This window comes from Leptolyngbya sp. AN10 (assembly GCF_050565645.1).
GTDB lineage: Bacteria > Cyanobacteriota > Cyanobacteriia > Leptolyngbyales > Leptolyngbyaceae > Leptolyngbya.
This window is the reverse complement of sequence record NZ_JBNXVP010000018.1, coordinates 77027-87654: the sequence shown is the minus strand read 5'-3', so window position 1 is coordinate 87654 and position 10628 is coordinate 77027. Positions and strand designations below refer to the sequence as shown.

The following is a 10628-nucleotide window of genomic DNA, read 5'->3' as shown; positions in this document are numbered from 1 at the left end:
TTAAAGAAGACAGAACCAAGGGCGATCATAATCGTCTGCTACATCGGAGGTACCCGATATGGATAACAACATTCGTGTCGGCAGTTTGTTTGGAATTCCTTTCTATGTCAACCCGTCCTGGTTTTTGGTGTTGGGTTTAGTCACCTTCAGCTATGGCTCAGGATTGGCAGCCCAATTCCCAAATCTACCCCCTGCATTGTCCTGGGGTTTGGGGTTGCTAACAGCACTGCTATTGTTTGGCTCCGTGCTGGCTCATGAACTTGGGCACAGTTTTGTGGCGCTGAAACAGGGTGTAAGAGTCAAGTCCATCACGTTGTTCCTATTTGGGGGATTAGCAAGCTTAGAAAAAGAGTCGGAAACTCCAGCCGAGGCATTTCAGGTCGCGATCGCAGGTCCCTTAGTCAGTTTGCTTCTCGCTGGCTTAGCGACGATTTTTGCAGTCGGTACTGGGATATCTGGCGCACCCGCCGCAATCTTGAGCGTGTTGGTCTCGGTTAACTTAGCGTTAGCGCTCTTTAATCTCATTCCGGGTTTGCCGCTCGATGGCGGCAACATTCTGAAAGCATTGGTTTGGAAAGTGACGGGCAGCCCTTACAAGGGGATGAAGTTTGCGGGTCGGGTCGGTCAATTGATCGGTTGGCTGGCGATCGCATCAGGACTGCTGCCGCTGGTTGTCTTTGGCAGTGGGCTGAACTTCTGGAACATCCTGATTGGCTGGTTCTTACTCCAGAATGCTAGTCAAGCTGCCCGGTATGGCGTAGTTTTGGATCAATTAGCAGGGCTGACGGCGGCTGATGCAGTGAGCGCAAGTAGTCCGGTTGTCAATGCTTCGTCAACATTGAGAGAGTTCGCCGACCAGCGGATTCTGGATCAGCGGGTATGGCAGAAGTTTTTAGTCACGAATTCTGAGGGGCAACTCATCGGTACTCTTTTCATCGACGATTTGAAAGCAATTCCGAGTGATCTGTGGTCTGAAACCTTAGTTCAATCCCTCGTCAAACCACTTGATCCATCGTTAATGGTGCAGAGCGATCGTCCCTTGTCTGAAGTAGTGACTTTATTGGAAGAACGTAAGTTAACTGCACTCTCTGTTGTCCAAGAGAACAATGTTTTAGTGGGCTTGCTAGAGAAAACTGCCATCGTGAATCTGTTACAGAATCGCGTACAAGCTGCTCCGGCATAGACTCAACAAGTGATCATTTCTTACTCCCGCAAAGATAAAGCGTTTGTGGCTTCACTGCACCAAGCGCTGACGGTTGGCGATCGCGATACCTGGGTAGACGGAGAAGACATTCCGCTCACTGCTGACTGGTGGCAGGAAATTCAACGCCGCATCGAACAGTCAGACACCTTTGTATTCGTAAAAACAAACTCATGAGGAACTTGTGAGGATAACTGATGCGTAATGGTTCTACGCCAATGGGACTGATTCGGATTGATCAGTCCCTACTGCGTTTTGCTGCAATCATCCTCACAACTTCCTCAAAATTTTGCCGTATACCTAAAACAGATCGACTCAGGATCAACACAATAACTTTGACCTTGGCTAAACCGCGATCGTAACTTGATCAATCGGGAGTAAAACAATGCTGAAAAAGATTCTCGTTGCCCTGGATGATTCTACAGTTAGCGCGATCGTATTTGATTACGCCTTGACCTTGGCGCGCTCACTCAACACGGAGCTAATGATTGTTCACGTCGTAGAACCCGACGAAGCAAGACATCCATTGACCGAGTTACTAAGTCCCACTGAATGGGAAATTCGATTGCAGTCTTATGTCGAACAAGCGAAAGCACTTGATGTTCCTGCTGAGTTCATGCAGAGCTATGGTAATCCGGGGCATATCATCTGCGACTGGGCTTGGTCATGCAGGGCAGATTTGATTGTATTGGGACGACAAGGGCAAAGTGAGGTTTCGGGGTGGATTGTGGGTTCTGTGAGTCGCTATGTGAATCAACATTCACCCTGTTCTGTGTTGATGGTCGCTCCGCCGCAGCAACGGGACTCGAACAATGCTCACGATCGTCATGTAGTCGAAGTGTGATGAATGATTGTTCATACGTTTTTTAATCTCTTCATTCACTTAAAACGACTGTATGAGCCAAAGATTCGTTCATCTGATTACACTTCTGATCTTTGGATTGTCACTGCTTCAATCTGTTCGAGCACAGTCTCCGACTTTAGCAGGTCTCGCGAATGGCGATTACCAAATTTGTAATCAATCTCCTCCCAAAGATCGGAAGCAAGGTGCAGGGGGTTGTCTAGTGTTTCACAAACAGAACGATCAGATTGAAGGCTACTATGGTTATCCACACTCGGATGCGTTCGTTTGTCTGCGCGGCACACTTAAGGGAACTCAAATTGTCGGACAAGGTTATCTCGTCTCTTGGCAGGGCAGCCAGTGGAGAATTCCTTCACGCACAGCATTCTTTTGGGATCAAGAGCATCAACTTCAGTTAGCACAAGGTAAAGTGATTCAAAATCAGCCTAACTAACCTGAGTTCGGGATAAGAAATCGAACAAGAAAGGGGCAAACCCGATAGGCTGAAAATACTAAAAATCACGCCCAGTTTGCCCTCATGTTTAGTTTAGAAGAACTGTTCTGCTCCGTCGATGACTTCTGCACAAGCTTTGAACCGCAATGGAAACAGCAGTTTTTAGGATTTGGATTGCAGATACGCAATCGACCTCGCGGCTTGAGCTTGAGTGAAATTATGACAATTCTGATTGGCTTTCATCAGTCGTGTTACCGCAATTTCAAAACCTATTATCAAGAGAAGGTGCAGACCGAGTGGGTAGATGCGTTTCCAGGACTCGTGAGCTATCAACGCTTTATTGAGTGGGTTCCAGGCACGTTAGTACCGATGTGTGCCTACCTACGATCGTGCTTTGGCAAGTGTAGCGGCATCAGTTTTATGGACTCCACATCGCTCAAAGTCTGTTACAACCGCCGCATCAAGCAACACAAAGTGTTTGAAGACTTAGCCGCACGCGGCAAAACCTCGGTCGATTGGTTCTTTGGCTTCAAGTTGCATCTGGTGGTCAATGACCGAGGCGAATTGCTCAATATCCTGCTGACTCCGGGCAACACCGATGACCGCACTCCAGTTCCGAAACTGTTGCAGCAGTTGTTCGGCAAAGTGTTTGCCGACAAGGGCTATGTCTCACAAAAGCTTGCCAAACAATTGCTCAAAACCGCAGGCATTCAACTGATTACCAAGCTCAAGCGCAACATGAAGCAGCGCTTGCTGCCGCTCAATGACCGTTTGCTACTCCGCAAGCGCTCCATTATCGAAACCATCATTGACCAGTTGAAGAACATTTCTCAAATCGAGCATTCGCGGCATCGTTCTCCAGTCAATTGCTTTGTCAATATTCTGGGTGGATTGATTGCCTACTGCCATCAACCCAAAAAGCCATCTATTGCCATCGACCACAATCTCTTGCTTCCGGCTTAACCCGAACTGACGTATTTTTAGAAATGCAAAGCAGTTCACCGGATTGCAAGATTGCCAAGCGCGTCACCTTGCCAAACTCGATTTCCATTTCAATGCCTCGCTGACCGCACTGAATTTGGCAAGAGTCGAAGCCCAACAACAGCACCGGGGCGAGCATCCCTTTGTCTTCTCAATGGCAAGTGTGAAACGTCGAGCGCTGAATCACTATTTGCTTGAGCAATTTATTGCCCAGTTAGAGTTGGAGCCAACTGTGATTAAATCCCATCCCAACTACGAAACCCCACAGTCTTACGGCACTTTAGCCGCCTAATCTGTCCGAACTATTGATTTCGGTCATAGCATAATTTATTCGGGGCGACTAATGACTCATGTTGCTTGTCACTTTTTTGTCACCTTTTTAGCCCACGTTAAAAGTAATGCAGTTTCGTGCCGATATGATTTCTGATTCAGTAACAAGCAATGCTAAAAACGCCACCAACTCGATCGTCTGGTTCTCAAGCAATGAGCCGCAGACGATTTACGATACTTTCTACCCTAAGTTTCCTGTCCTTGATGGCTCTGAGTAGTGGAACAGTCGTCGCATTACCTCAAATTCAAGCTTTGACCAAAGCGAACCGAAAGCTGAAAGTGGGGACTACATTTAGCCAGCTTCAATGCTACTACTTGAATCTGGACTATCAAGAAACATTTCGCCAAATTTGTGATTTAGGGTTTCGTCAAATCCGATTAGGGAGCTATTGGCATGAATTAGAGCCGATCAAGAATGAGTACGATTTTACAACGCTGGATTGGTTACTTGAAGAAAGCGATCGACGTGGTGTAGAAATTATTCTAAGCGTCGGAATGAAAGCACCACGATATCCAGAATTCCATTTTCCGCAATGGTTAGAAGCTCAACAGAACACACGCGATACCACTCAAGCGATCGACAAAAATCCCGCGATCGCGGATCGAACCTTAAAACTCATCGATCAAGTTGTGCGCCATACCCGTACTGCTCCGAGTGTGCAGTATTGGCAAGTTGAGAATGAGCCATTCGCACGTTTGGAAATTACAGGCGATCGTTTTCTGAGTCCTGAATTTGTGCAGCAAGAAGTTGAATTAGTGCGACGTTTAGCGCTACCACATCAAAAAATAATGTTGACGAATGCGATCGGGCTTCCTAGCTATACCAAAGAAGATGATCAAGCGTTTCGAGTGAGTTTAAGTCTTGCAGATGCGATCGGGATTAATGTCTACACAAAAGTGCCAAATGGTTATGGGGCTTATTTAGAACCGGATGAAGCCTACTGGAAGAAGCTTAGGGACTGGCAGCGAATGATGCAGCGACAAGGTAAAGAAGCTTGGATTGCTGAAGCTCAAGCAGAACCGTGGGAGCCGAATCAACTGGTCGCAGTGGATGACATTCATTATCCGAGTGCTTCTCCGGAGCGAATGGCTGACTTAATTCAGCGGGTGCATGGTTTAGGGTACAGCCCGGTTATGCTTTGGGGATGTGAGTATTGGTACTGGCATCAGCAGAATGATAGAACGCATTGGTGGCAGGCAATTCAGGGCTTGGTTGAGCAGGTTTAGGAATGGACGACTCGAACTGATTGAAGTAGTTTAGATAGAGGTAAATCTGATGATTTCAATTGATGAATTAGCAACATTATCTGCTGAATCGAAAACGACCTGTGTTTCAATCTATTTACCGATGGAACGATCGGGAGTCGAAACACAGCAAAATCCGATTCGATTTAAGAATGCAATGCGCGAAGCTGAGGAACAATTGAGCGCGGCGGGATTGCGCTCGCGAGAGATCAAAGCGTTACTAGAGCAAGCCGAAACACTAGATACATACGACTTTTGGCAACATCAGGAAGAAGGACTGGCTTTGTTCATTTCTCCAACTGTATTCCAGTATTATTGTTTACCGATCGCAGTTCCAGAATTAGTCGTGGCTACCGATCGATTCCATCTCAAACCTTTATTGTCTTTGCTAACTGGAGATGGACAGTTCTACATCTTGGCATTAAGCCAAAATCAAGTTCGATTGTTCCGGGGCACTCGATTTAGTGTGGCTGAAATTCCACTCGAAGATATGCCGACAAGCATTGCCGAAGCTTTGAGATACGATGATCCAGAGAAGAGTCTTCAGTTTCATACCAGTACGGCTCAGACGGCTGGAGGCGGCGATCGGGCTGCCATGTTTCATGGTCATGGTGCGGGCGAAGATGACCAGAACGATAACTTACTTCGATACTTCCGCAAAGTCGATGCAGGGATTCAAGACCTGATTCAAGATCAAAAAGCTCCTCTTGTTCTAGCAGGTGTAGATTATCTGTTCCCGATTTACAAGCAGGCAAGCACGCATTCAAGCATGTTAGAAGGTATTTCAGGAAATCCAGAGATCCTGACTGCTGAAGAATTGCATGATCAGGCTTGGAAGATTGTTCAGCCTTACTTTGAACAGGCACAACAAGACGCGATCGCACAATACGAAATTTCTGCGGTAGTCGGACAAGCTAGCAACGAGATTCAAACCGTTGTTCCTGCTGCTTACTATCATCAGGTTGAAGCTTTGATTGTTCCTGTCGGTCGGCAGCAATGGGGATTGTTTGATCCAGGTTCCGGTGAAGTGCAGCTTCACTCATCGCAAGAACCAGGAGATGAAGATTTGCTGGATTTAGCAGCATTGCACACCCTGATGAATGGTGGAACAGTGTATGCGGTTGAACCTGATCAGCTACCTGGAGAAGCACCGATCGCGGCGGTATTACGGTACTAAGCTGGAGACGGAATCGTGTTGACCTTCTGCCATTTCACTTTCTTCAAATCGCCAATTAGAAAGCATTCACGTTCAATCATTGTCTCATTTGCGATCGTCGGATCGCTTTTAATGCCCTCAAATAGAATCATGGCGCAGGTGAATGAGGTTCCAAGCCCTTCACCTGCACCCAATACGGAAACATTACCCGCTGATGGGCTATTTTTCGCTGATGTGATTGTGCGAGGTCAACCAATTTTTCAGGTTGGCAGTTTGTCGAATCTGAGTGCCAGCGATCGCGCTCAAATTATCAATCGTCGAATTGCCAGTTTTCTCGCTCAACGTCGAACCGATCAAACGGTAACTGTTCAAGCTGATCCAGAGCGGGGAATTGCTACACTGCAACTCAACAATCGGATTTTGATGACAGTGACGCAGCAAGATTCCCAGGATTTTAATACACCTGTTGAAGACCTTGCACAACAATGGGCAAGAGAACTCAATCGGGCATTTGATGAACCTCCACTAGCGATCGATGTTGGGCAACGGCTCTACAGCACGATTCGACAGTTTCAGCGAGACACGATCGACCAACTTCCTGCGATTTTAGGTGCAATCTTGATTGTGATTGCAACCCTGCTGCTTGCTTCAAGTGTCAGACGGATTACACTCGCTGCTTCACAACGTTGGGAGATTGATTACAACTCGAAAGCATTAGTTAGTCGAGTGATGTATGGCAGTATTTGGGTCTTGGGCGCGATCGTTGCGCTTAGTGTTTTAGGAATGGATTTTGCGACATTGGTTGGAACGTTGGGGCTTACCAGTGTTGCGATCGGGTTTAGTTTGCGTGATATTCTTAGCAACTATTTTTCTGGCATTATTCTCCTGGCATCGCGCCCCTTTCGAGTCGGCGATCAAATCCTGATTCAAGAATTTGAAGGAACTGTTCAGCAAATTCAGCTCCGAGCAACAACATTAGTTACCTATGATGGGCGAGTGATTTCGATTCCTAATCAAGAAGTGTTTACTGCCAGTATCATCAACAACACCGCTTCTAAGTTTCGTCGAAGCTCACTTATGATTGGGATTGCTTACGATGCAGATATTACACGAGCAAAGGAGGTAATTCACGAAGCAGTTCTCCACGTTGACAGTATTGTTTCCGAGCCGCCGCCAGAAATCCTAGTGCGCGAATTGGCTGCAAGTACTGTCAGAATCGAAATCCGCTTCTGGGTTAATTCTCGTCGATTGCCTTTCTTAGAATCTACTTCTCAAGTTGCTCAATCGATCAAGGAAAGACTAGCACAATCGGGCATTGAGCTACCGACCGAAATTTATACTATCAAACTCAAGAATGATGCAGGACTACTCAACAATCATCATATTAATCGGCATTAATTCTTTGAAGCGGATGGTTTATTTCTTCTAGGAAAGCGCGATACCGGGCTAAACAATACTCAGATCTAAAGACAACGGAGGAGTCCTTGCTTACTAAATTATGGAGGTTGCTAAAAGAGACATTTTCGGAGTGGCAAATCAATGATGCCCCTCTATTAGCATCGTCGCTTGCTTATGTCACAGTCTTTTCTCTTGCACCTTTGATGGTCATTGTCATCATGATCGTCGGGGCAATTTTTGGAGAAGCAACGGCACAAGAGCAAATCGTCACTCAACTGACAGAATTCGTCGGTGAAGATGGCGCTCAACTGATGGCAACTGCAATTCAGAACATGAGAGCCGAAGCAGAAGGTGGCGCAGTTCAATGGCTGGTCAGCTTGGGATTTCTTTTATTTGGGGCTTCGGGCGTGTTTAGTCAGATTCAGGAAGCACTCGATCGTATTTGGGAGGTTCAACCCAGCCCTGAACGACAGTGGCTTCATTTTTTGCGAAAACGATTGCTGTCGTTTGCGATGATTCTGGTGATCGCATTCCTCCTGTTGGTGTCTTCTGTGGGCACAACTGCGTTGGCAGCGATCGTGGCGCAGTTAAATGATCTCATTCCAGGACTTGGAAACCTGTGGCAAGTGGTGCGATGGTTGATTACCTTTTTGGTTACTTCGATCGTGTTTGCTGCTTTGTATACAATCTTGCCGGATGCTGAAATTGCTTGGCGAGATACGATCGTTGGTGCAATGATTACAGCAATTCTCTTTCTGGTTGGACAAGCTTTGTTTGGCATCTTTCTCAGTCAAACTGACTTTGGTTCAGCTTATGGAGTGGCGGGATCGTTTGTGATTGTGATTACTTGGATTTACTATGCAGCGCAAGTCTTGTTAGCAGGTGCGACTTTGACAAAAATCATGGCTCGGAAGCGGGGAAAGCCGATCGTACCGAGCGAGTATGCTGTTCCGATGTCTCATGAAGAACGTCATTCTCGCCGGACTGCTCCGCGATCGCGCCGCAAAAAACCTCAGTTGCGATTGCGGCATCCCCGAAGGTAGAAGTTAACGATAGTTTTTTCTGACACGCTCTAAATTGAAATCTACCTTGATGCGCCATGAATCATCCAACTCCTCGATCGATTTGGGACAATCTGAATAATTCAAAGCTGGTTCGTTACTTATTGCTGTTTGCACTTGCTTGGGCAACGATCCAGGTTCTAGCTTATTTTGAAACCGTTGTCGTTATTTTTATTTTTTCTGCAATCTTTGCATTTCTGCTGAGTTTCCCGACTCGATGGGCAGCAAGAATCATGCCGAGAGGAATTGCTGCGGTTCTAGTTTTCCTACTCAGCTTGCTTGCTTTATTAGGCATCGTTGCAACGTTAGGAATTGCAGCTTTCTCGCAGGCGCAGCAACTCGTTGATCAAGCTCCTGAGCTTCTCAATGGCGCGATCGGGCTTCTCGATGATTTGCAAGCGTTACTGCAACGAATTAATCTGAATGTTGATCTGAGCCAGATTGAAGATCAGTTGCGGGATCAAGCACTCGCAACACTTGGAATGGGTTTTACAACTCTTCAAAGCGTTCTTGCAAATACATTAGATCTAATTGTGATTGCAGTTGTGACTCTATTCATGTTGCTAGATGGTAAACGCCTTTGGGATTTTCTGCTCAAATTGTTTCCGAGAGGAATGCGCGATCGCATCACAGAAGCAATTCAAAAAAACCTCTTAGGCTTTTTCTGGGGGCGCTTTCTGCTCTCAGTATTTTTTGGTGTATCTGTGTATCTTGTGTTTATTTTGCTAGATGTTCCTTATGCTTTGGGATTAGCAGCGATCGCTGGTGTATTCGATTTGATCCCAGGCATTGGAGCAACGATTGGAATTAGCATTATTTCACTGATCATTCTGCCTCAAGGCATTGGGTTAGCAATAACTGTTCTAATCAGTTGCATTCTGCTTCAGCAAGTTGAAGAGAATTTGTTGATGCCGCGAATCATGCAAGGTTCCATCAATATGAATCCAGTTGTGATGTTTTTTGCGCTACTTGTTGGAGCAAGAGTCGCAGGATTAGTGGGTGTATTTTTGTCAGTTCCGATCGCAGGTGTGTTGATCAGTTTATTTGAAGTAGAAGAAATGCAAGGCAAGCATTAGTTTTCTTGCTTCTCATTGCACAGTTTCTTCTTGAGCAATGTACGCTTTTGCCAGATGAATGACCCAATCTTCGTACTGATTGCCTTCCATTTGGGTCATCATTCGGTGACGGATTTTATAACGCTTATCGAAGCAGTGATAGCACGATCGAGGTTGTTGCTGTACGACTGTTTGAAAGAACTGCCGCTGTGTTTGTCGATTCGTCACGCGATCGCTTTCGCTACAAACCATCAAAATCGGTGAGATGGGTTTCCGCTTGGCTTGTTTAACTGTGTCCTCTGCCATCTCTAGGAATAGGCGCAATGCAGGCATCTGAAATCCGTTGTATCCAAAATTGCCAGGAGCATCTTTATTGAACCATTCAAAGTAGATCGGTAAAGTCTTAATCAACCAATCGACGGGCTTGAATTTGTGTCCGAGAAACGGTGCAAATAGAAGCGCACGATCGACAAGTTGAGGATAAGTCAAGGCTGCCCACGCTGCTAATGTTCCGCCTGTTGATAATCCGCCTACAACCACCCGATCCCCAAGCATTTTCGCAATTCCAAGCCACTCTGCAACTGCACGATGATAGACCATTGGATCGCTCGTGAGGGGTGGCGGTTGCTTTCTGTTCCAGTTTCCTGCTTTTCCGTGTCCAGGAAGCAGCGGTACAAGTACGTTATAACCTGCTTCAAAGCAAGCTTGTCCAAGTGGCTCGAATTGATAGGGAGCAGCGGTGAATCCGTGGAAGAAGAGGCAAACCGTTTGAGTGGGACGAGCGTGAAAGAAGAATCTAGAACGACACTGCCCATTTTTTAACGGGAGGTCAGCTTCTTCTTGTCTGACTTGTTCTCGGATAGCAGCGGTTGCTAATGCGTAATTCAGCATAGTGTCCTCGACAGT

13 protein-coding genes are annotated in these 10628 nt (G+C 46.3%); 11 read left to right on the top strand and 2 right to left on the bottom strand.

Features of this window, described 5'->3' with window-relative positions; genetic code table 11:
• Positions 1 to 58: 58 nt before the first annotated feature.
• The 8 genes from ACQ4M5_RS23995 (at position 59) to ACQ4M5_RS23960 (ending at position 6229) form a co-directional block, all read left to right on the top strand.
• On the top strand, positions 59 to 1183 hold the full coding sequence (locus tag ACQ4M5_RS23995) for a site-2 protease family protein (protein ID WP_430678212.1): 1125 nt from the start codon (positions 59 to 61) through the stop codon (positions 1181 to 1183).
• 9 nt (positions 1184 to 1192) lie between these two features.
• Entirely contained in the window at positions 1193 to 1378 is a 186-nt protein-coding gene (locus tag ACQ4M5_RS23990; RefSeq protein ID WP_430678211.1) for a toll/interleukin-1 receptor domain-containing protein, read from the top strand.
• A gap of 208 nt (positions 1379 to 1586) precedes the next feature.
• Positions 1587 to 2045 (top strand): universal stress protein, encoded by a 459-nt coding sequence (locus ACQ4M5_RS23985; RefSeq protein ID WP_430678210.1) that lies wholly within the window; start codon positions 1587 to 1589, stop codon positions 2043 to 2045.
• 52 nt (positions 2046 to 2097) lie between these two features.
• Positions 2098 to 2496: a hypothetical protein gene (locus tag ACQ4M5_RS23980; protein WP_430678209.1), complete on the top strand. Its 399-nt coding sequence runs from the start codon at positions 2098 to 2100 to the stop codon at positions 2494 to 2496.
• An 84-nt stretch (positions 2497 to 2580) separates the two neighbouring features.
• Complete coding sequence (locus ACQ4M5_RS23975; RefSeq protein WP_430678208.1) at positions 2581 to 3459, top strand: IS982 family transposase; 879 nt, start codon at positions 2581 to 2583, stop codon at positions 3457 to 3459.
• 43 nt (positions 3460 to 3502) lie between these two features.
• Entirely contained in the window at positions 3503 to 3769 is a 267-nt protein-coding gene (locus tag ACQ4M5_RS23970) for a hypothetical protein (RefSeq protein WP_430678207.1), read from the top strand.
• Positions 3770 to 3918: 149 nt separating this feature from the next.
• On the top strand, positions 3919 to 5034 hold the full coding sequence (locus tag ACQ4M5_RS23965; RefSeq protein WP_430678206.1) for a beta-galactosidase: 1116 nt from the start codon (positions 3919 to 3921) through the stop codon (positions 5032 to 5034).
• 49 nt (positions 5035 to 5083) lie between these two features.
• Entirely contained in the window at positions 5084 to 6229 is a 1146-nt protein-coding gene (locus tag ACQ4M5_RS23960; protein WP_430678204.1) for a hypothetical protein, read from the top strand.
• On the opposite strand, the gene ACQ4M5_RS23955 is transcribed toward ACQ4M5_RS23960, so the two are convergent.
• Complete coding sequence (locus ACQ4M5_RS23955) at positions 6226 to 6360, bottom strand: hypothetical protein (RefSeq protein WP_430678203.1); 135 nt, start codon at positions 6358 to 6360, stop codon at positions 6226 to 6228. The two genes, ACQ4M5_RS23960 and ACQ4M5_RS23955, sit on opposite strands and share 4 nt — an antisense overlap.
• Here ACQ4M5_RS23955 and ACQ4M5_RS23950 point away from each other — a divergent pair.
• The 3 genes from ACQ4M5_RS23950 to ACQ4M5_RS23940 all read left to right on the top strand — a co-directional run bounded on the left by ACQ4M5_RS23950 (position 6359) and on the right by ACQ4M5_RS23940 (position 9743).
• Complete coding sequence (locus tag ACQ4M5_RS23950; RefSeq protein ID WP_430678202.1) at positions 6359 to 7606, top strand: mechanosensitive ion channel family protein; 1248 nt, start codon at positions 6359 to 6361, stop codon at positions 7604 to 7606. The two genes, ACQ4M5_RS23955 and ACQ4M5_RS23950, sit on opposite strands and share 2 nt — an antisense overlap.
• A gap of 86 nt (positions 7607 to 7692) precedes the next feature.
• Positions 7693 to 8649 (top strand): YihY/virulence factor BrkB family protein, encoded by a 957-nt coding sequence (locus tag ACQ4M5_RS23945; RefSeq protein ID WP_430678201.1) that lies wholly within the window; start codon positions 7693 to 7695, stop codon positions 8647 to 8649.
• A gap of 56 nt (positions 8650 to 8705) precedes the next feature.
• Positions 8706 to 9743, top strand: coding sequence for an AI-2E family transporter (locus tag ACQ4M5_RS23940; RefSeq protein WP_430678200.1), 1038 nt, complete (start codon positions 8706 to 8708; stop codon positions 9741 to 9743).
• Between the two features lie 12 nt (positions 9744 to 9755).
• Here ACQ4M5_RS23940 and ACQ4M5_RS23935 read toward each other — a convergent pair whose 3' ends face one another.
• Complete coding sequence (locus ACQ4M5_RS23935) at positions 9756 to 10613, bottom strand: alpha/beta hydrolase (RefSeq protein WP_430678198.1); 858 nt, start codon at positions 10611 to 10613, stop codon at positions 9756 to 9758.
• Between the last annotated feature and the right edge of the window lie 15 nt (positions 10614 to 10628).